The sequence below is a fragment of the Halobellus captivus genome, from assembly GCF_003697845.1.
Classification (GTDB): domain Archaea; phylum Halobacteriota; class Halobacteria; order Halobacteriales; family Haloferacaceae; genus Halorubrum; species Halorubrum glutamatedens.
The window spans coordinates 121,648-142,039 of the sequence record NZ_RDQE01000002.1; the positions used below are offsets into that span (position 1 = coordinate 121,648).

The window sequence follows — 20,392 nt, forward strand, 5'->3', positions numbered from 1 at the left end:
TCAGTGTTCGATGTACGTGGTCTCCCACTCGGTGCGCGCGTCTATCTCGCGTCGACCGCGGCGAGTGAGGGTGTAGTAGTTCGTCCGCCGGTCGCGCTGTCCCTTCTCGACGAGCCCCTTCTCGACGAGCGTGTCGAGGTTCGGATAGAGCCGGCCGTGGTGGATCTCCTTCTCGTAGTAGTCCTCCAGTTCGTCCTTGATCGCCAATCCGTGCGGCTCCTCGAGGCCGGCGATCACGTAGAGCAAGTCGCGCTGGAAACCTGTGAGGTCGTACATGCGGCTGTGCGAACATATATGTGGAAAATAAATAAATATACCGTTACATAGGATCGGAATTCCAGGTAATCCGACACGTATCACCCCGGTATGAGTCGTTCGGAAATGTCATGTGACGTAGTGAATTTACCGGATCGTCCGACGTTTTCGGCGGCAAAAACTCATTACATAACTGATGTATATCCGGTGATGCCGGTCTCTCGTCACCGTTGGATCGACGGACTCGGCGTCGACGAACCGGGGGCTACGTGTTCGATCGTCGAGAACGAACGCAGGCCCCACGCGGAAAAAAGCCGCGTGAGGCGCGTTCGAATTGGTCCCCGCTGACGCTTCGGCCCTCCAGACGAAGCGTCACGTGACAGTATTGGGTTGATAGTAATAAACCTATCGAGCGCTGGCTACATGTGTTCCTCTTCCAACACCCATCCGAGCGCACGCTTGTAGTGGGTGAAGAGCTCCTCGACGCCGCGGTGGGACATGTCGTCGTCGGCCAACTCCTCACACAGGAACTCGTACTGCTCGCGGACCTCCTCTTCCGAGCGCATGCGGAACGGTACGCGTGCCCGACCCAAAGGGTTGTGGTCGTCGACGCCGAGCGGCGTCGGATCCGGTCCGACCCGGTCGCGAGCGACACGCCTATACGGTGACCCCGGATACATGGTGGAACGATGGACGATCGGACGCGCGAGTACCTCCGGGGTCGGTTCGGCGACTACTATCGAGGGATCTCCCTGTCGCCGCCGCCGGACGCCCACCTCCGCGAGTGGGGACACATCCCGTGGACGCCCGGCGCGGGCACGACGATGGTCCGCCACCAGTCGATGTACGACCTGGGCGACCTCGACACGTTCTTCGCGGACAACGCCCCGCGACACGCGTACTTCTCGGCCGCGCGATACGACGATCCGGGCGCGTCGACCATGTCGAGGAAGGGGTGGCGCTCCGCCGACCTCGTCTTCGACCTCGACGCCGACCACCTTCCCGGCGTCGACCCCGAGTCCGCGAGCTACCGGGAGATGCTCGAGAGCTGTAAGGACGCCCTCCTTCGACTGCTCGATTTCCTCGAGAACGACTTCGCGTTCGAGGACCTCACGGTCGTCTTCTCCGGGGGGCGCGGCTACCACGTCCACGTCCGCGACGAGTCGATCCGCGAGCTGGAAAGCGAGGCTCGCCGGGAGGTCGTCGACTACGTCCGCGCGATCGACCTCGACGTCGACGGGCTGATCCGCACCGTCTCCGACCGCGGAACGACGAAACGGGTGCTCCGCACCGAGGGCGGGTGGGGCGCGCGCGTCCACGACGCGCTCGTCGAGTACGCCGACGACCTCCGGGAGATGGACGACGCGGACGCCCGCGAGCGGCTCATGGAGCTCGACGGGATCGGCGAGGGCCGCGCGGAGACGATCCTCGGCGCGTTCGATCGAAACCCCGACGCGGTCCGTGAGGGAAACGTCGAGGCCGGCGGCCCGGGGGTGCGCCGGCTCGTCTCCGCGCTCGCCGCCCGGGTTGCCGCGACCGACGCCGCCCCGATCGACGAACCGGTGACGACCGACACGCGCCGGCTCATTCGGCTGCCCGGAACGCTTCACGGCGGGTCGGGACTCGTCGTCACGCCCATCGACCGTGACGACCTCGACGGGTTCGACCCGCTTCGGGACGCGGTGCCCGAACGGTTCGTCGGCCGGGACATCCGGATCGAGGCCGACGGGGACTCGACGGTAGAATTAAACGGCAAGAGGGTCACAGTCCAAGCCGGCGAGAACACCGTACCCGAGTTCGCGGGCGTCTTCCTGATGACCCGCGGCGAGGCACGGAAGGCCCCCGAACGATGAACCTGGACGAACTGCGCTCGGTACAGGCGAAGGAACGCCGCAAGGACAGCCTCCAGCACCTGCGGGACGCCTTCTACGACGACGTGGCGGGATACGTCTCCGACCTGCGCGCCGCGCGTGACGGACGCGCCGACCAGGTCGACGACCCCTTCTCGGACGACGACGTTCGGCGGATGTCCGACGAGCTCGAGACGGCCGAGGAGGTCGCGGAGGCGCTCTACGAGCGCCGCGTCGGCAAGGTCGTCAAGCTCGCGTCGTTCGCGGCGGCGGACATGTCCGTCGAGACGGAGGGGATGACCACCCAGGAGCGCGCGCTCTTCGACGACCTCGTCGCGCGGATCCGCGCCAACAAGTCCGAGGTCCTCGCGACGCTGGCCGGCGAGGTGCCGCCCGCGGGAGACGGCGAGACCCCCCCGAACCCCACGGATCAGAGCGAACCGACGGATCGTTCGACCGCAAGCGACGCCGACGGATCACCGACGGAGGAAGCGGACTCGATCCCCGAATCGGAGATCCCGCCCGCCTCCGACGTTCCGCCCGACTCCGATTCGCCGGAGGCCGATGACCCCGTCTCACGGGCAGCCGAGACCTCCGACGACGCTCTGCCACAGGACCTCGAGGAGGACACATCGCCGGAAGCCGCTCCCGATCCGGACGTGCTCGCGGGAGCGATGGGCGGTGGCTCCACGGAGCCGTCCGACGACGGATCGTCCTCCGATCGGATCGAGCCGACCGACGCGAACGCGTCCACGAGCGACGCCGAACCCGGTACCGCGAGCACCGACGGCGGCCCGACGCCGGTGGACCCGGATCCCGCACCTCCCGGCGCGCCGGGGGTGGACGGTTCGGGTGTCGACGAACCGGGTCCGGTCTCGAACGGACCGGCTCCGTCCGAAGACAACAGATCGGCAGCGACGGAGGAAAGAGAGTCGTCGTCGACGACTGAAACCGACACGCCGACGATCGACCGCGAGACCGTCCGCATCACCCGTGACGTCGGCGAGATATTCGGCGTCGACGAGCGCGAGTACGACCTCGCGAGCGAGGACGTCGTCACGCTCCCCGCCGCGAACGCGGACCCGCTCGTCCAACGGGACGCCGCGGAGCGGATCGACTGAGGTCGGGGCGTCGTCGTGTCGACACCACACCGATTCCCCGGACACCACGTCGACTTTTACGCCGCCATCGGATACCGTTCGACCATGGACGACGATCGAGCGACGGACGAACGGATCGAGGGGCCGTCCCCGACCGCCTCCCGCGTCCTCGGTGCGGTCGCGACGCTCGCCGCGCTCGGCGGGATCCTCCTCGCGATACGCCTCGATCCGACGTTCTCGTGGACGACCGACGCGCTCTCCGATCTGGGCGTTCGCGACCGGAGCGCCCCGGCGTTCAACGGCGGACTGGTCCTCGGCGGGCTCGCGGGGCTCGGCTACGCCGCCGGGCTATGGGGACGCGGACAGGCGGACATGCCCGTTCGGCTCCGAGCGATCGTCCTCGCGCTCGCGATGGTCTCGATGGCCGGCGTCGGCGTCTTCGACCTCACGCGGCCGCTCCACGGCCCGGCGGCGGTCGGCTTCTACCTCCTGGTCACGGTCGTCTTCGGGATCGACGGGACCGTTCGTCGGAACGTCACGACCGGCCGGATCGCGCTCGCATTCGTCCCCGTTCACGTGGCCGTCTGGGCCTCGTTCCTCGCGGGATTCTGGCCGGTGATGGGGCTCGCGCTGCCGGAACTCCCGGGCGCGCTCATGCTCGCCGCGTGGGTGTGGCTCGTCGGCCCGCTACCGGTGATCCGGGCAGGGTCGGTCGACTCCGAGTCCGCGACCGACGAACACTAACCCGGTCGCGGGCTACGGGGGCCATGGAGATCGAGTTCCTCGGCGGGGCCCGCGAAGTCGGCCGGAGCGCGGTCCTCGTCGACGGCTCGCTGCTTCTCGACTACGGCATCCTGACCGCCGATCCGCCGCAGTACCCGATCCGTGACCCCGAACCCGACGCGGTCGTGGTCTCGCACGGCCACCTCGACCACGTCGGCGCGGTGCCGGCGCTGTTGAAAGGTGACCGACGGCCGGCGATCCACTGGACGCCGCCGACCGCGGACCTCGCGCGCGTCCTCGCACGCGATACGCTGAAGCTCCACGGGAACGGCCCGCTCTGCCCCTTCGGCGAGGAACACGTCGCCCGGATCGGCGAGGTGGAGGAGCGGCACGGCTACGGCGAACCCTTCCCCGTCGCCGGCGGGATAGGGAGCGGAGGATACGAGGTGACGCTCCACTCTGCGGGCCACATCCCCGGCTCCGCACACGTCCTCGTCGACGACGGCGACACTCGGCTGTTGTACACCGGCGACTTCCACACCGACGACCAGCGGCTGGTGGCGGGCACCACGGCGCGGCCGGACGCCGACGTCGTGATCTGTGAATCGACCTACGCGGACGTGACCCACGAGGACCGCGCCGCGGTCGAGGAGGGGTGGGCCGAGCGCGTGCGGACGACGATCTGGGAGGGCGGCACCGTCGTCGCGCCCGCGTTCGCGATCGGGCGGACACAGGAGCTGCTGCTCGTCGCCGACGCCCACGACCTCGCTCCCTACGTCGACGGGATGGGCAAGGAGGTCACCCGCCTGCTCCAACGGCATCCCGCGTTCCTCCGCGATCCCGAGGCGCTCCGGCGCGCGACGGGGGCCGCGCGTTTCGTGACGGGCCGGGACGGCCAGCGCGAGCGGATCGCCGCCGACAACGCCCTGGTCGTCACCACCTCGGGGATGCTCGCCGGCGGCCCGGTCCACTCGTACCTCCCGGAGATCCGGACGAACCCGACGAACGCGGTGACGCTGACGGGGTATCAGGTCGAAGGGACGCCCGGGCGCGAGCTCCAGGACCACGGCCGGATGGAGATGAACGGTCGCGTTCGGCCCGTGAGCGCGCGGGTGTCCTCACACGACTTCTCCGCGCACGTGGACCGCGACGGGCTGGAGTCGTTCCTCGAGTCGTATCGCGGCTCGGAGGTGCTGGTGACCCACGGTGATCGATGCGAATCGTTCGCCGAAGACCTGCGGGAGGACGGGTTCGAGGCGAGCGCGCCGGCGTTGGGGGAGCGGGTGGAAGTGTAGGCAGTTAGTCGTCGGACTCTTCTCCGTCGTTGCTGGCGTCGACGACCTGTCCGCCCTCGACGACGGCGTTCAACAGGAAATCCTCGTCAACGGTGCCGCCGTATTCGACTCCGTCGCCCGACTTCGGCGAGGTGTACTTCCCGTTATCCCAGCCGGGGTGAACGTACGTGACTCCCTGGTTCGGGAACTCGATGGCAGCGATCTTCCAGTTGCCCGGAACTCCACTCGCCGACGGGTTTTGATTGATCTGTGGCCGGACCTTTCTCGACGCGTCGAACTTCAGGTTCCCTTCGAACTCAACTTCGGTCAGGTCGTCAGCCCGCTTGTTCGGCGGGTTGGGAGCGAGCCACACGTGGGCGGTGACCTCGCCGCCTCCCCGTTCGGTGTTGACTCTCGCGTTTCCGTTGCCGTCGTTGCCAGTGCTGTTACCCCCGACCGTGCTCTGCGTTCCGACGCCGGCGTTCGCGGCGTCGTTGAACGTGACGCCCGTCACCTCGGGTTCTTCCGGCACGCATACAACCGTGACCGTTCGATTTAACGAGACGCTGACGTCTCCTCCGCTCCCGTTGACACTCAATTCGAGCGGGACCTCCTTCTCGACGTCACAGTGGAGTGTGACCTCGACCGTGCTCTCGTTTCCTTTCGGCAGGATCTCGGGCGGGTCGTCAAGCTCGGCGCTCACGTCCGAATCATGAGCCGACACGTCGACGTGGAACTCGGTCAGGTTGACGCCGAACTGGTTGCGAAACTCGACGATATCGGTCGGTTCCTTCTCGTCGATCTCTTCACGATCGTCGACGACAGGCTCGTAGCCCAGATAGGCGCTTTCGTCGTTCGTCACGTTGGCGGCGACTCCGCGGTCGGCCTCCATCGCGGTGAAGCCGGCGGTCCCGAACACCAGCCCGACCGCCGCCGTGAACGCGAGCACGATGCTCAGGGTACGGAGGGCGCTCACGCGGGCCGGCGGCGTTCGGGTGCTGGTGCTCATTCGTGTTCACTCGATCTTTCGCACTTCGGGCGGCTTCTCCGTGTTGCCGAGGCGGGCGCGTCGGCCGACGACGTGGTGGACCACCGCCGAGACGCCGAAGGTCGTCGCGATGAACACCCCGACGTCGAGCGGGGTGAACACGCCGAATCCCGGGGTGTTCGTCGCGACCGCGAGCAGCAGCGAGACGGCGACGCTCGCAAGCCCGACGTAGTAGAGGCTCCACGGGATCTCCTTGCTCCCTAAGGCCTCGATGTAGATGTCGAGGTTCTCGAGCGCCGGCGTGGGCCTGACGCGGTTCTCCTCGTCGACCTCGACGATGTCCTTCTCCTCGAGCTTCGGGAGGTGGGTTCGCTGGAGCGTGCTGTAGACGTTCCGGCGGTCCTCGTACTCCACCTCTTTCGGATCGACGTCGAGCTCCCACGCGGTGACGTGCGTGGAGAGGTCCGAGACGTCGAGCGGCTCCTCCGTGCGCTTGAGCGCGTGGATGACGAAGCGCCTGCGGCGGTTGGAGAGCACGTCGAATATCTCGTCCTCGGTCAGTTTCTCTCCGGTAGCGTTCGATTCGTCCGTCGTGGCGGCAGCGGATAGCATGCGTTAGAGACCCTCCCCGCCGGCGATCGGCTCTCCCCCGTCCGATACCGGCATGTTTCGCTTGTTGTGTGTGAGTGGATACCGTATAAAGTGGTTGGATAGTTTATCTGTTAATGAGTGATATATGATAATAGATGGCGTTCCTCGTTGGCGATACCGCAGATATCGTCCACGTATAGGGTACACATACCGATCTTCAGGGCCTTCCCAACCGGACCGCTGATCATGCCTGAAGGTTGCTCTACCGAGTGTCTAACGCTTCAGGCTCGGATCGATGGCGACGACGAGGTGTGCTCACGACGCAACGAGGCGACCTCGGAGATCCAACGAGACGATCCCGTGAACATGTCGAGGATCTCATAACGAAGTACCACCCTCCCCATGGCCTATCCGAGCACTCCCGGCCCGGACGTCCGGGTTGTGAGGGTGCGTGAACACAGGTGAGATACGACATGGAACGACGCAAATTCGTGATCGGACTGGGTGCATTGGCAAGTGGAAGCGCGGCTGCGGTGGGGACGGGTGCGTTCACCGCAGCGGAACTCGAAGATCGGAGTGTGGGGGTCACTGTCGCGGACGACAGTCAGGGTCTCGTCGCGCTCGTCGCGGGCGAAAACGATTACGTGAACGAGACGAACGGTGAGCTTGGTATCGATCTCTCCAACGGGAGTTACGGTGTGAACCCGAACTCCAAGTACCAGATCGGTGCGATTCCGGATCTCGACGACGAGACGGCACTCGGTGTGGATCCGTTACACGTCGGTCCCAACGATAGCGACCACGCCTTCCAAGTCCAGAACCAGAGTTCGAGTGAGCAGGCCATCGAGGTCGAGGTGGACATGGACGACTGTCCCGATGACGCCACAATCTACCTCGTCGGTTACACGAACGACAACGCCAGCGGGGACGGCGAAGAAGCGCTCGTTGAAGGAAAGGTCGCGGAGTCCAACGATTGGGAAGGCCTCCTGTCTTTCACGGAGGAAACTAGCGGATCGATCATCGGCAGTGGCGGTGTGATCTACGTCTCGATCCTCGTCGACCGCGACGACAAGACCACCTCAACGGCCAGCGAGGAGTGGAGCGGGACGATGACTGTTCGGGCCGGCGAGCACGACGACATCTTCGACCCGAACGCGTAATAGAGGTAATCTAAACAACCTCTCTCCATTATGAATCGAAGACAAATAATCTTGGGTCTGGGTGCCACCGTGAGCGGGATGACCGCTGCTCTCGGAACGGGTGCGTTTACAGCAGGGGAGCTGAGCGACCGTCAAGCTCGCATCACCGTAACAAACGATGATGCGAGCTTGATCGCCTTGGACCCAAACGACGATCTCCGTGGTGTTCGACTAGAGAACGGGGAACTCACTATCGATCTCGACGATCCCGGAATAAACGCGAATTCGATCTATCAGTTCGGATACTTCGCAGAAGACGGAGAGGAACTTGACGTGGGAAGTAGTACTTTTCCACTGAGGATGGAAGACCCAGTTTCGGGCTCAGGTTTCGGATCGGCTTTCGTTGTTCGAAACCAATCATCAAGCTCGAAGAAGGTCGAACTCGATTTTACCGTCAATACCGAAGGATCTGACCCGGGGGGAACCACGTTCGTCTATCAGACGCATTCCAAAGACGAGACTGACACACTTGTCTACCCTGATGATGAAGTTCTTGCCCTCAGTGTAGACGAACTTGGCGTTGGTGAGGAGTTCGGTGTGTCATTTCTTGTCGACACAACAGAAGGAAGCATCGGGGACCGATTCCGAGCATCCTTCTCGATTACTGCTGGCCCGGCGAGCCAGTAGCCTCAGATTTTTGATCTACGTTTGTCTAGCACTCAATCTCAATTTCATTGACACGATGGAGGGATCCGGAAACAACCAGAACCCGTTGATCGAAGGAGATCACAGGAATAATCATCGAAATCCGACATCAAGCACTCCTCGATGCGGCTCGTGCGGTCTATACTTTTGATACCGGGATCCTATTGATCGGACGCATGACGCGAACGCGGGGTTCGGCGACGGTCCTCCTCCTCGTAGCTGCAGCCACCCTCGCCCTCATCGTCTCCAGCGGCGCGGTCGTCCTCGACGGCCCCACCGATCCCATCACCGATGAAGTCGCCCTCCAGCCCGGCGACAACCCGTACACCTACCTCGACGAGGACGGCGAACTGGTAGTCGACGTCACCGAGGACAACCGGAACCTCGACGCCGGCGGCGTCAACCCGGACGCGTTCGTCGCCGAGGACACCCTGTTCTACGTCGTCTACGACGCCAACGCGACCGCCGAGGTGTGGATCGAACACGACTCGAAGGCGGTGACGTTCGTCGCGAGGGGCGAGCCGATCGAGAGCGGCGAGGACCCCCTCCTCTTGACCCCCGAGGACGAGGCCGTCCCGGTCGGCGTCGAAGTCGACACCCGGATCGTCGACGCCGTCCCCGGCGACCGCGTCCTCGACGAGATCTCGGTCCACGCGCGACCCGCCGAGCCGGAGGCGATAACCCAGGACGACGGTGGTGCGGGGACCGATGGCGACGACGGAGGCGATGGAGACGGCGGAGACGACGAATCCGGCGACGAGGATGGCGACTCCTCCGGGCCGACCGTCACCGTCGAGTCGCCCGAGCCGACCGCCCGCCAGGTCGAGGTCTACTCGGTCGCCGTGAACGACGAGACCGAGGTCGACCTCTCGGGCCTCCACGTCGGCGGGCCGTCGGTCCGGCTCGACGGGCTGTCGTTCGTCCGGGAGGAGCCGGGCGACGTCGAGTTCTCGGTCGAGGGAAGCGCGGACGCGCCGGCGGGGGTCGACCCCGTCGACCGGGCAGGCGTCGACCCGCTCGGCTACTATGCGGTCGCCTTCGCGGAGCCCGACCAGCCGATCGAGTCGGCGACCGCGGAGGTGGTCGTCGAGCGCGACCGGCTCGAGGAGGCCGGCGTCGACCCCGCGAACCTCGCCGCCTACCACGAGACCGGGGACGGCGACGACTGGAACGCGACGGACCTTCGCGTGACCGGCGAAACCGAGGGGACGGTCCGGCTCGCGATCGAGTCGGACGGCTTCTCCGCGTTCGCGCTCGGGGTCCGCCGTCCGGCGCTCGACCCGGTCGACGCGGAGATCGCGTCCGAGTCGGTCGCCCCCGGCGAATCCGTACGTCTCGACGTGACCCTCTCGAACGTCGGCCCGGCCCCCGCCGAGGGCGCGCGGGTCTCGGTCCGGGCGGTCGACGCGACCGACGACGACGCGGCCGACGCCGACGATCCCGACCCCGCGGACGCCGAGCGCCTCTCCGTGGACGCCGAGCCGAACGGGACCGTCACGCGGACGCTGACCGTCGAACTCGACGATCCCGGCGAGTACGACCTCGTCGTCGACGGCGACCGGGTGACCGACCCCGAGGCCGTCGCGTCGCTCGCGGTGCGGGAGCCCGAGCCGGAGCCGACCGATCCGGACTCCGGTGACGGGGAAGGAGCGGGATCCGGGACGGACGCGGAGCCCGGATCGGGAACGGACTCCGGGTCGGTGCCGACCCCCGGCACCGGTCCCGACACGGGGGACGAACCCGGAGACGGCGATACCGAGGAGTCGGTGTCCGGCGACGGCGCGGGCGACGACGCGGAGACCCCGGTCGAGTCGGTGGAACCGAACGGGTTCGAACCCGAGGACTTCGCCGGCCTCGCGGTGCTCGTGACGATCGTGCTCGCCACGCTGTTCCTGGTTCGGCGCGCCCCGAGGTGATCGGGTCCCGTGACCGAGGCGGACGGATCCTCGTCTCGGCGGACGGCCATCGGATAGAGGGAGTCGTCGGGGAAAGAGGGGTTGGGCAGGGGACGAGAGGAGAGGAAGGAAAAACGGTGGGGTCCGGGGGTCCGGACTGCGACTACTCCCCGCCGTCGGTGTACGCCCGGTCGGCGAGCACGCGATCGGCCGTCTCGTTCGCCTCGGCGGGGGTCGGACAGTCGCCGCAGACGACCTCGTCGGCGAGCTCGCCCGCGAGCGCGTAGACCGCGGCCCCGTCGGCGCGGTCGGCGACGCGCTCGAACGTCGGACGGTAGCCCGCGGCCGCGCGCTGGCCGATCTCGTCGAGCGAGGCGTCGATGGCGTATTCGAGCTGACGGACCGCTTCCTCGGGTCTCATACGCGTACCAACCACGTGGACGCACTTAAATATACTCGGATTCGGAACCGAGTTAATACCGTCGGCCGCGCCGGCCGCGATCGTCCCGAACTCCGGAACGACGGGCGTCTCGAACCGACGTTTATACGCGTCGGGAGCGACGACCCGGGCCCATGACCGACGGAGACGAGCGCGCGGCCCTGGCCGAGCGGGCCGCGCAGGCGGGTGCCCGCGTCGCGAGCGACGCCTTCCGGACCGACGTCGCCGTGGAGGCGAAAGGCGAGGACGACGTGGTGACCGAGGCCGACCGGGCCGCCCAGCGGACCACCATCGAGGCGATCCGCGAGTCGTTCCCGGACGACGCGGTCGTCGGCGAGGAGGAGGACGTCCGCAAGCGCGTGCCCGACGAGGGGCCCGCGTGGGTGATCGACCCCATCGACGGCACCCACAACTTCGTCCGCGGGATCCGCGTGTGGGGGACCGCGGTTGCGGCCGTCGTCGACGGCGAGCCGGTCGCGGCGGCGACGGTCTGCCCGGCGCTCGACGACGTCTACACCGCCGACGCCGACGGGGCGTACCGCAACGGCGACCCGCTGTCGGTCAGCGACGTCGACGAGCCCCGGCGGGGCACGGTCGACCCGACGCTGTGGTGGGATCACGACGCCCGCGAGGAGTACGCCAACGCCTGCGAGGCGATCGTGACCCGGTTCGGCGACATGCGCCGGCTCGGCGCGGCCCAGGTCGTCCTTCCCACGGTCGCGGCGGGCGGGCTGGAGGGGACGATCTCGAACCTCCGGGCGAACCCCTGGGACTCCGTCGCCGGCGTCTTCATGGTCCGGCAGGCCGGCGGCCGGGTGACGGACCTCGAGGGGAACCGCTGGCGACACGACTCGGTCGGGCTCGTCGCCTCCAACGGCCGCCTTCACGAGGAGGTGCTGGCCGCGGCGCGGGCGATCGACGAGAGGGGCGTGGACGTGGACGGGGACGAGGACGGCATCGACGGGAACGATATCGACGGCGGTGACGATATCGACGACGTCGACGGCGGCGACGGAAACTGAGTCGTTCGTCCGGCTACCGCCCCAGGTCGGCGTGCGCCGACGCCAGGTGCCTCGACCCGAGCGCGGCGAGAAGCGAGAGCTCGCCCGCGAGCGCGCCGACCGCGATCGCCTCCGCGAGCGCGTCCGCGTTGCTGCCGGCGGGGTCGCCGCCGCCGCGGATGCCGAGCACGTCGAGGCCGGCCGCCTGCGTCGGGAGCTTCGTCCCGCCGCCGACCGTGCCGACCTCGAGGCTCGCGATCGACACCGAGACGTAGAGGTCGCCGTCGGCGGTCGCCTCGGCGGTGGTGATCGCGTTCGACCCCTCGACGACCTGTGCCGCGTCCTGGCCGGTCGCGAGGAACATCGCCGCCACCGCGTTGGCGACGTGGGCGTTGAATCCGAGCGAGCCGGCCTTCGCCGAGCCGACGTGGTTCTTGCGCGTGTTGATCTCGGCGATCGCCTCCGGCGTCGTGTGGAGCCGCGCCTCGACGACCTCGCGGGGGATCTCGACGTCGGCGGTCACCGACCGGCCGCGACCCTCGACCGCGTTGACGGCGGCGGGCTTCTTGTCCGAACAGAGGTTCCCCGAGAGCGCGACGAGCTCGGCGTCGGTCTCCGCCTCGAGGGTGTCGCAGGCCTCGCCCGTCGCGATGGTGACCATGTTCATCCCCATCGCGTCCTTCGTGTCGAAGCGGAACCGGAGGTAGACGTTGTTGCCGACGACGTAGGGAGTGACGTCGAGCAGCTCGCCGTGGCTCGTCGTCGACTCGGCGGCCGCCCGCAGCGCCGGCTCGTTGTCGCGGACCCACTCGACGAGCGCCTCCGCCTCGGCCACGTCGGCCACGCGGAAGACGGGCGCGCGGGTCATCCCGCGCTTCGTGACCCGGGCGGTCGCGCCGCCCGCCGCGTCGACCACGGAGCAGCCGCGGTTGACCGAGGCGACGAGCGCGCCCTCCGTCGTCGCCATCGGAAGGAAGCGGTCGCCCTCGAACGCGCCGCCGTCGACGGCCACCGGCCCCGCGACGCCGAGCGGGACCTGGACCCCCCCGATCATGTTGTCGATGTTGGGGTCGGCGGCGGCGGCGTCGAAGGCGTACTCGCCGACGACGTCGAGGTCGGCTCCGGATCGGTCCGCGACCAGCCGGCGGCGCACCGTCGCGGCCGTCTCGGCGTCGACGTGGTCGTCCAGTTCGTGGAGCCGCACCTCACCCTCGCGGACGCGCTCGAGGAGGTCCTCGACTGTGGGATCGGTCATGCCCGCGTCTCCTCGCGGGGGGCGCTAATGCGTGTCGGTTCCGGGGCTCCCGGGGCGGCTGACACGGTCCGGTCGACCGGCGACCTACCCGCGGACGAACTCGGAGAGGCGCTCCCGGAGGCTGTTCGGCCCCAGGGTGAGGTAGTAGGCGTCGCCGCCGTCCTCGTAGTAGCCGTCGATCCGGCGTTTCACCTCGAAGCCGACGTGTTCGTAGAAGCCGAGCGCGCGCTCGTTCGTGGTCCGCGCGTGACACGAGACGGACTGGTACTCCTCGGCCACCTCGGCGATCAGCCGTTCGGCGAGCCCGCGTCCTCGATGGTCCGGGTCCACGGCGAGAAAGAGCACGTAGCCGTCCCGTCGGACCGAGGCGAACGCGATCACCTCGTCGTCCTCGAGTATGAGGTGTGTCGTTGATCGACGGTAGGCGTCGGTGAAGAACCCGCGTCGCTGCCGGAGAACGCCGTCGACCCGATGGATCCGCTCCTTGAGTTCCCACGCCTCACGGACGTGTTTGGAATCGCCGGGCGGGTCCGTCCGTCGCTCCACGTTGACGCTCACTGGGAAAACGTAACACGCCTGTGGAATATAACTCCACCGGCCGCGCGGCGCGCCGCGGTCGTTTCAGTCGGGTGACCGAAGCGTTTTGACGGGGTCCACCGTCTGTCCGCCATGACCGACGAACCGAGATCCGGTCGCGCACGGCTCCGGGGGGCGTTCCTGACCGGCGTCGCCGTGATCGTCCCGCTCGTCATCACGCTCGTCGTGCTCACGATCGCGTTCAACGCGGTGTACGACTACCTCGACGCGTTCTCCTCGGCGGTCGTGGTCGTCTCCCCGGAGTTCGTCCTGCCGGTCGTCGGACGGGTCGGACGCGAGCTGTTGATCGAGCTCGTGACGCCGGTCGTGTTCGTCGCGCTGATCCTCCTCATCGGTCTCGCCGTCGAGTCCACGCGGTACGGGGAGCTCGCCGTCGACTACGTCGACCTCGCGATGGAGCAGGTCCCCGGGGTCGGCTCCGTCTACGAGGGGTTCAGACAGATGAGTGACGCCATGCTGGAGTCCGACGGCGGGAACTTCCGGGAGGTCGTGCTCGTCGAGTTCCCCACCGGGGGCGTGTACACGCTGGCGTTCGTCACGAGCGAGACGCCGGAGACGGTGGCCGCCCCGGCCGACTCGGCCGACGACGAGGGGATTCGGACCCTCTTCATGCCGATGGCACCCAACCCCGTGATGGGCGGACACGTCGTCTTCGTCCCCGAGAGCCGGGTCGTCGAGGTCGACCTGACGGTCGAACAGGGGATCCGCGCGCTGGTGACGAGCGGGGTCGCCCTCGAGGGAGCGGCCGACGACGTCGGGGGGTTCTCCGACGAGGAGCTCCGCGACCTGTCGGTCCCCGACCGGCTGGACGGGTGGCTTGATCCGTCGTTCGGGGAGACGACGGACCGGGGCGACGCGAGCGACGTCGATATGACCGACGACGACGCGACCGACGATGACAACGCGGAAACCGACCCGACCCGAAACGACGGACCGTGACGTACGAACTCCGCGACCACACGGCCGACGTCGCCGTCGAGGCGACCGCGCCGACCCTCTCGGCGCTGTTCGCGGCGGTCGCCGACGGACTGACGGCCGCGAGCTGTGAGTCGGTCCCCGCCGAGGGCGGCGACCGGTTCGCGATCGAGGAGGCGGCCGAGAGCCGCGAGGCGCTGCTCTTCGACTACCTCGACCGCCTGATCTACGAGCGCGACGTGCGGCTCGTCCTCCCCGCGGACCACGAGTGCCGGGTGACCCCGCCCGGAAACGCCGCCGGTTCCGCGTGGCGCGTCGAGGCCGACGCTCGCGGCGTCCCGCTCGACGCGGTGAGCGCCCGGGAGATCAAGGCGGTCACGTACTCGGAGATGACGCTCGAACGGCGCGAGGGTGGTGACGATGGCGACGGTGGTGACGGCGAGTGGTACGCGTACGTCGTCTTCGACGTCTGAAACGCGCCTCTCGTAACGCCCTTCCCCGCCGGCGTCGAAGCCTCGCGTATGACTTCACGCGAGTTCGACGGGATCCGGCTTGAGAAGGTGCGAGAGCACGTCTGGGAGATCCCGCGCGAGGGCGAGATGAACGTCCCGGCGCGGGTGCTCGCCAGCGAGGCGTTGCTCGAGGAGATCGGCGAGGACGACACGCTCCAGCAGCTGCGGAACGCGACGCACCTCCCCGGCATGGTCGAGCCCGCGCTGTGTATGCCCGACGGCCACCAGGGATACGGCTTCCCGGTCGGGGGCGTCGGCGCGATCGACGCCAGAACCGGCTGTATCTCGCCCGGAGCGATCGGGTACGACATCAACTGCGGCGTCAGAATGGTGAACACGACGCTCACCTACGACGACGTCCGCGGCCGCGAGGCGGAGCTCGTCGACGCGCTCTTCGAGGCGATCCCGTCGGGGCTCGGCGGCGGCGGCGTGATCGACGGCGACGCCGACGCGATCGAGGGCGCGCTCGAACGAGGCGTCGAGTGGGCGATCGAGGAGGGGTACGGGATCGAGAGCGACCTCGCGCGCTGTGAGGACGAGGGGCGGCGGCCGGACGCCCGCCCCGAGTACGTCTCCCAGAAGGCCAAGGACAGGGGCCGCAACCAGCTGGGTTCGCTCGGCTCCGGCAACCACTTCCTCGAGGTCCAGCGCGTCACGGACGTGTTCCGCGAGGAGGTCGCGGAGGCGTACGGGCTCTCCGAGGGGCAGGTCGTCGTCCTGATCCACTGCGGGAGCCGTGGGCTCGGCCACCAGACGTGTAACGACTACCTCCGGCGGATCGAGACCGAACACGCCGACCTCCTCGAGTCGCTGCCGGACAAGGAGCTCGCGGCCGCGCCGGCGGGCTCGGAGCTCGCGGAGGAGTACTACGGCGCGATGGGCGCGTGCATCAACTTCGCGTGGGTGAACCGACAGCTGATCACCCACCGGACCCGCGAGGTGTTCGGCGACGTCTTCGACGCCGACCCGCTCGACGACCTCGGGATGGAGCTGCTGTACGACGTGGCCCACAACATCGGGAAGAAGGAGACCCACGAGGTCGCCGTCGACGCCGACGGCCACCCCGCCGTCGGCGACGAGGCCGTCTCCCGCGCCGAACGCGAGCTGTACGTCCACCGAAAGGGGGCGACGCGGGCGTTCCCGGCCGGCCGCGAGGAGGTTCCCGAGGCGTACCGCTCGGTCGGCCAGCCCGTGATCATCCCCGGGAGCATGGGCGCGGGCTCGTACGTGCTCCGCGGCGGAGCGGAATCGATGTCGCTCTCGTTCGGCTCGACCGCCCACGGGGCCGGCCGACTGATGAGCCGGACGCAGGCGAAACGGGAGTTCCGGGGCGGCGACGTCGCCGACGACCTCGAGAGCGAGCAGGCGATCTACGTGAAGGCCCAGTCGGGCGCGACCGTCGCGGAGGAGGCTCCCGGCGTGTACAAGGACGTCGACGAGGTGGTCCGCGTCAGCGACGAGCTCGGCATCGGCGACAAGGTCGCCCGGACGTTCCCGGTGTGTAACATCAAGGGATAGCCGTTTCCTCAGGCTCGCCGGTCCAGCCGTTCCTCGCGCTCGCCGGTTCGGAGCACGTGACAGTCGCGACACCGCGCCTCGTAGGACTCCTCGGCGCCGACCAGGATCGTCGGGTCGTCGACGTGGGCGGGCTCGCCCTCGATGAGCCGCTGGTTCCTGGTCGCGGGCTCACCGCAGACGGTACAGATCGCCCGGAGCTTGTCGACGTACTCGGCGGTCGCCATCAACTGCGGCAGCGGCTCGAACGGCTCGCCCCGGAACGTCTGGTCCGTCCCCGAGACGATCACCCTGGAGCCCCGGTCGGCGAGGACGTTACAGACCTCGACCAGCGCCTCCGAGAAGAAGTTGGCCTCGTCGATCGCGACGACCTCGGCGGCGGAGTCGGCGTCGAGGATCTCCAGGGGTCCGTCGCCCTCGTTGTCGACGACGGTCGCGTCCCACTGCCGGCCGTTGTGCGTCCCGATCGTGGTCTCGCCGTAGCGGTCGTCGACGGCGGGCTTGTAGACCGCGACGGACTGGCCGGCGATCTCCGCGCGCCGGAGTCGTCGGAGCAGTTCCTCGGTCTTTCCCGAGAACATCGAGCCGGAGATCACCTCGACCCACCCTGACTGGGTGATCGCGTGCATGCGCTCACCGGGTGGATCCAGCGACTAAACCGTTTCTCTCCGGGCGGAGTATCGCGACCCGACGTCTCGCGGGGCGCGTCCCGACGTCACGCCCGATGGACCGTCTCGCCGCCGATGACGACCCGAGAGACGTCCGCGCTCCCGGCGCGGCGCACGACCGCGCGGACGACGTCTCGCGCGCCCGCGAGGTTGTCCGAGTCGCCGTCGAGCACCAGCAGGTCCGCCGGCCGCCCCGGCTCGATGACGCCGCGGTCGATCCCCGCGATCCTCGCCCCGTTCAGCGTCGCCATCCGGAGCACCTCGCGGGCGGGCAGGTCCGAGAGCTTCGCCGCGAACTCCATCTCGCGGAACATCGACGGCGAGTCGAGCATGACGTTGTCGGTGCCGAGCGCGACCGTCGTCCGCTCGGCGAGTTCGCGGATCGGCGGGACGCCGACGTTCGTCACGAGGTTCGACCGCGGGCAGACGACGACGGGCGTCCCCCGGTCCGCGAGGCGGTCGAGGTGTAACGGCTCCGCGTGGACCATGTGGACGAGGAAGTCCGGATCCAGGTCCATCGCGGGATTGACGTCGTCGGCGTCGCGCTCGCCGGCGTGGATCCCGAACAGCTTGCCGGCCTCCCGGGTCGCGGTCCGCACCGCGTCGAAGTCGCCGTCGCGCGCGCCCGACGCCCCGTAGCCGTCCGCGACCGGGAGCACGTCGGGGTCGTCGCGACCGAACACCACCGCGCGGAGGTCCCGCTCCCCGAACTCGACGCCGTCGCCCGCGAGCGCGTCGCGGATCGCCCGGACCCCGTCGACGCCTCCCTCGCGGAACTCGAGGAAGGTCCCGGTTCCCGTCGACTCCATGTACCGGAGGGTCCGCGCCATCGCCGCCACCTTCTCCTCGTGGCTCGCCGCCCGCAGCAGGCGGTGTTTCAGCCCGTCCGGCGGGGCGACCAGATCGTCGAGCGAGAGCCCCGCGCCGGCCTCCTTGGCGATCGAGTCGCCGATGTGGGTGTGCGCGTTCACGAACGCGGGGAGGATCACGGCGTCGCTCTCCGTCTCTCGCTCCTCGATGTCGGCGATCCCGCCCCCCTCGACGACGACGCAGCCCTCGACGGGCTCGAAGTCGGGGCCGCGGAGGACAGTCCCCTCGATGTCCATACGCGGGGGTCTCCGGCCCGAGGGTAAAACGTACCGGGACGGATCGGCGGAGGGGGTGGCGTGGGATTACCCGACCGTCCCCGGACGTCGGTCAGAACTCGTCGAGCGTCGTCGGCATCGCCTTCCGCACCTCGATCACGAGCGCGTCGGGATCGAGCCCGAGCACGTCCGCGGCCGCCCGGCCGACCCGATCGGTCGCCGAGTCGGGCGCGTACACGCCGAGCCGCCACTGGTTCCGCTGGGCGACCCGCAGCGCCGAGACGAGCGGCGACTGCCGCTCCAGTCGCCGGACCTCGCCGTTGACCGTCACCCGCGCCGTCGACTCGCGCATCGAGGGTTCCGGAGGAACGTCGAGTATCACGTCCTCTCGGGCGACGCCGGCCGTCTCGGCGATCTCGCGTTCGAGCGATAGCTCGGCCTCGTGGTCCGCGTCGTGGACGCGGTCGGGGACGTCGTCGTACTCCGCCCACACCGCCCGCTTGTAGAGGTCGCGTTCGTCGTACCGCCGCGAGAGCTCCGCCGTCGCCGGACGGTCGCGGATCGCCGCGAGGAAGTCGTGGTCGTCCATCCGTCGGAGCTCGGCCGCGGTCGTCGCCGTGGCGTCGAGCAGGTCGGCTGCCGCCCGGCGCAACATCGCCTTCGAGATCCGCGCGACGTGGTGGGTGTACACGACCGGGTTCATCAGCGCCCGGGCGAGGAGGAGGCTCTCCGCCGTCTGGACGTTTCCTTCGTCCAGCACGAGCGTGGGCGAGGAGCCATCGTCCGTCCCGTTTCCACCGATCTCATTCCCCTCGACGAAGGTGAGCTCCCGAACGAACCGCTCGGTGTCGATGGTTCCGTAGGGGACGCCCGTGTGGTAGGCGTCGCGCACGAGGTAGTCCATGCGGTCGACGTCGAGCTCGCCCGAGACGAGGCCGGCGTACGTGCCCTCGCCGGCGACGACGTCGGCGACCCGACCGGGGTCGAGGCCGTGATCGCGGAGGACCGCTCCGACCTCGCCGCCGTCGAGCAGCTCCGCGACGTCGTCGTGGTACTTCCCGGTTCGGCGGTGCGTGAGCGACTCGAGGTTGTGGCTGAACGGGCCGTGTCCGACGTCGTGGAGCATCGCGGCCGCCTCGATCCGGTCGGCCCGCAGTCCTTCGATTCCGAGGTGATCGAGCGCCTGACGGGCGAGGTGGTAGACGCCGAGGCTGTGTTCGAAGCGGGTGTGGTTCGCGGAGGGGTAGACGAGCTGGACGGTACCGAGCTGTTTGACGTGTCGCAGCCGCTGGACCGCGGGCGTGTCGAGGAGGGCCGCGCCGACGCCGTCGATCTCGATGTGGTCGTGGACGGTGTCCTTGACCGTGGTCATGCGCGCTCTTCGTCGGGATCGGTTAAAAACGCGGGCGTTCCGAGGGCGGACGTCCCGAGGGTGCCACCGTTTTATTACCCCGCCCGATCGACCGCGACGTATGTACGACGTGCTCATCGCCATCGACGACGACGAGGCGCGAGCGACCGCCCAGGCGCGCGCGGTCGCGAACTGGCCCGGCGCGGACGGCGGGCTGACCGCCCATCTCTGTCACGTGTTCACGGACAACCCGGAAGGGGCGTCGGTCAACCAGCTCGCGTCGGTTCGGCGCGCCCGGGAGGCCCTGGAGGACGCCGGCGTGGCGGTCGTCCACCACGAGGCGAGCGGGGAGCCCGGCCCGGAGATCGTCGACGCCGCCGACGACGTCGACGCCGACGCGATCTGCGTCTCGGGACGGAAGCGCCGGCCGAGCGGCAAGGCCGTCTTCGGAAGCGTCACCCAGGACGTGATCCTCTCCAGCGACGTCCCCGTGTTCGCGGTCCCGAAGCCGACCACGGAGTAGTCGGTCACGTC

At 68.5% G+C, this 20,392-nt stretch carries 22 protein-coding genes; 12 read left to right on the forward strand and 10 right to left on the reverse strand.

What is annotated here, in order from left to right:
- Window positions 1-276, reverse strand: a complete 276-nt coding sequence (locus tag EAO78_RS02635; RefSeq protein ID WP_066411259.1) for a PadR family transcriptional regulator — start codon at window positions 274-276, stop codon at window positions 1-3.
- 398 nt (window positions 277-674) lie between these two features.
- On the reverse strand, window positions 675-821 hold the full coding sequence (locus tag EAO78_RS18055) for a hypothetical protein (RefSeq protein ID WP_198664597.1): 147 nt from the start codon (window positions 819-821) through the stop codon (window positions 675-677).
- 123 nt (window positions 822-944) lie between these two features.
- Between EAO78_RS18055 and priS the strand changes: the two genes are divergently transcribed.
- The 4 genes from priS to EAO78_RS02655 all read left to right on the forward strand — a co-directional run bounded on the left by priS (window position 945) and on the right by EAO78_RS02655 (window position 5,223).
- Entirely contained in the window at window positions 945-2,108 is a 1,164-nt protein-coding gene (gene priS / locus EAO78_RS02640) for a DNA primase small subunit PriS (protein WP_122104312.1), read from the forward strand.
- Entirely contained in the window at window positions 2,105-3,226 is a 1,122-nt protein-coding gene (locus EAO78_RS02645) for a DNA replication complex subunit Gins51 (protein ID WP_122104313.1), read from the forward strand. Before priS ends, EAO78_RS02645 begins: the two co-directional genes overlap by 4 nt.
- A gap of 84 nt (window positions 3,227-3,310) precedes the next feature.
- Window positions 3,311-3,949 (forward strand): DUF998 domain-containing protein, encoded by a 639-nt coding sequence (locus tag EAO78_RS02650; RefSeq protein WP_122104314.1) that lies wholly within the window; start codon window positions 3,311-3,313, stop codon window positions 3,947-3,949.
- 23 nt (window positions 3,950-3,972) lie between these two features.
- Window positions 3,973-5,223, forward strand: coding sequence for an MBL fold metallo-hydrolase (locus EAO78_RS02655; RefSeq protein WP_122104315.1), 1,251 nt, complete (start codon window positions 3,973-3,975; stop codon window positions 5,221-5,223).
- A gap of 4 nt (window positions 5,224-5,227) precedes the next feature.
- On the opposite strand, the gene EAO78_RS02660 is transcribed toward EAO78_RS02655, so the two are convergent.
- Both EAO78_RS02660 and EAO78_RS02665 read right to left on the reverse strand, forming a co-directional pair.
- Entirely contained in the window at window positions 5,228-6,211 is a 984-nt protein-coding gene (locus EAO78_RS02660) for a hypothetical protein (RefSeq protein WP_122104316.1), read from the reverse strand.
- 6 nt (window positions 6,212-6,217) lie between these two features.
- Window positions 6,218-6,802, reverse strand: coding sequence for a DUF7344 domain-containing protein (locus EAO78_RS02665; RefSeq protein WP_122104317.1), 585 nt, complete (start codon window positions 6,800-6,802; stop codon window positions 6,218-6,220).
- A 440-nt stretch (window positions 6,803-7,242) separates the two neighbouring features.
- Between EAO78_RS02665 and EAO78_RS18365 the strand changes: the two genes are divergently transcribed.
- The 3 genes from EAO78_RS18365 (at window position 7,243) to EAO78_RS02675 (ending at window position 10,541) form a co-directional block, all read left to right on the forward strand.
- Window positions 7,243-7,941: a hypothetical protein gene (locus EAO78_RS18365; RefSeq protein WP_238987605.1), complete on the forward strand. Its 699-nt coding sequence runs from the start codon at window positions 7,243-7,245 to the stop codon at window positions 7,939-7,941.
- A 69-nt stretch (window positions 7,942-8,010) separates the two neighbouring features.
- Window positions 8,011-8,607 (forward strand): hypothetical protein, encoded by a 597-nt coding sequence (locus EAO78_RS17640; protein ID WP_136516478.1) that lies wholly within the window; start codon window positions 8,011-8,013, stop codon window positions 8,605-8,607.
- Window positions 8,608-8,801: 194 nt separating this feature from the next.
- On the forward strand, window positions 8,802-10,541 hold the full coding sequence (locus EAO78_RS02675) for a DUF1102 domain-containing protein (RefSeq protein ID WP_122104318.1): 1,740 nt from the start codon (window positions 8,802-8,804) through the stop codon (window positions 10,539-10,541).
- Between the two features lie 142 nt (window positions 10,542-10,683).
- Here the strand turns inward: EAO78_RS02675 and EAO78_RS02680 are convergent, their stop codons facing one another.
- Window positions 10,684-10,941, reverse strand: coding sequence for a hypothetical protein (locus EAO78_RS02680; RefSeq protein ID WP_122104319.1), 258 nt, complete (start codon window positions 10,939-10,941; stop codon window positions 10,684-10,686).
- A gap of 152 nt (window positions 10,942-11,093) precedes the next feature.
- Here EAO78_RS02680 and EAO78_RS02685 point away from each other — a divergent pair, with 152 nt between their 5' ends.
- Window positions 11,094-11,981 carry an inositol monophosphatase family protein gene (locus EAO78_RS02685; protein WP_122104320.1) on the forward strand — a complete coding sequence of 296 codons (888 nt, stop codon included), beginning with the start codon at window positions 11,094-11,096 and terminating at the stop codon, window positions 11,979-11,981.
- 13 nt (window positions 11,982-11,994) lie between these two features.
- Here EAO78_RS02685 and hmgA read toward each other — a convergent pair whose 3' ends face one another.
- On the reverse strand, window positions 11,995-13,215 hold the full coding sequence (gene hmgA / locus EAO78_RS02690) for a hydroxymethylglutaryl-CoA reductase (NADPH) (RefSeq protein ID WP_122104321.1): 1,221 nt from the start codon (window positions 13,213-13,215) through the stop codon (window positions 11,995-11,997).
- A gap of 84 nt (window positions 13,216-13,299) precedes the next feature.
- Window positions 13,300-13,773: a GNAT family N-acetyltransferase gene (locus EAO78_RS02695; protein ID WP_122104322.1), complete on the reverse strand. Its 474-nt coding sequence runs from the start codon at window positions 13,771-13,773 to the stop codon at window positions 13,300-13,302.
- 111 nt (window positions 13,774-13,884) lie between these two features.
- Between EAO78_RS02695 and EAO78_RS02700 the strand changes: the two genes are divergently transcribed.
- From EAO78_RS02700 to EAO78_RS02710, 3 genes are read left to right on the forward strand one after another with little or no spacing between them, the layout of a single operon-like run.
- Entirely contained in the window at window positions 13,885-14,751 is an 867-nt protein-coding gene (locus EAO78_RS02700; RefSeq protein ID WP_122104323.1) for a DUF502 domain-containing protein, read from the forward strand.
- A complete protein-coding gene (locus EAO78_RS02705) occupies window positions 14,748-15,200 on the forward strand; it encodes an archease (RefSeq protein ID WP_122104324.1) in 453 nt (150 codons plus the stop codon). Before EAO78_RS02700 ends, EAO78_RS02705 begins: the two co-directional genes overlap by 4 nt.
- Window positions 15,201-15,248: 48 nt before the next feature.
- Window positions 15,249-16,757: an RtcB family protein gene (locus EAO78_RS02710; RefSeq protein ID WP_122104325.1), complete on the forward strand. Its 1,509-nt coding sequence runs from the start codon at window positions 15,249-15,251 to the stop codon at window positions 16,755-16,757.
- A gap of 8 nt (window positions 16,758-16,765) precedes the next feature.
- Here the strand turns inward: EAO78_RS02710 and EAO78_RS02715 are convergent, their stop codons facing one another.
- The 3 genes from EAO78_RS02715 to EAO78_RS02725 all read right to left on the reverse strand — a co-directional run bounded on the left by EAO78_RS02715 (window position 16,766) and on the right by EAO78_RS02725 (window position 19,879).
- Window positions 16,766-17,383: a thymidine kinase gene (locus tag EAO78_RS02715; protein ID WP_122104326.1), complete on the reverse strand. Its 618-nt coding sequence runs from the start codon at window positions 17,381-17,383 to the stop codon at window positions 16,766-16,768.
- A gap of 86 nt (window positions 17,384-17,469) precedes the next feature.
- Window positions 17,470-18,528, reverse strand: coding sequence for an amidohydrolase family protein (locus EAO78_RS02720; RefSeq protein WP_122104327.1), 1,059 nt, complete (start codon window positions 18,526-18,528; stop codon window positions 17,470-17,472).
- 91 nt (window positions 18,529-18,619) lie between these two features.
- Window positions 18,620-19,879 carry an HD domain-containing protein gene (locus EAO78_RS02725; protein WP_122104328.1) on the reverse strand — a complete coding sequence of 420 codons (1,260 nt, stop codon included), beginning with the start codon at window positions 19,877-19,879 and terminating at the stop codon, window positions 18,620-18,622.
- Window positions 19,880-19,979: 100 nt separating this feature from the next.
- Here EAO78_RS02725 and EAO78_RS02730 point away from each other — a divergent pair, with 100 nt between their 5' ends.
- Window positions 19,980-20,381, forward strand: a complete 402-nt coding sequence (locus EAO78_RS02730; protein ID WP_122104329.1) for a universal stress protein — start codon at window positions 19,980-19,982, stop codon at window positions 20,379-20,381.
- Window positions 20,382-20,392: the final 11 nt, after the last annotated feature.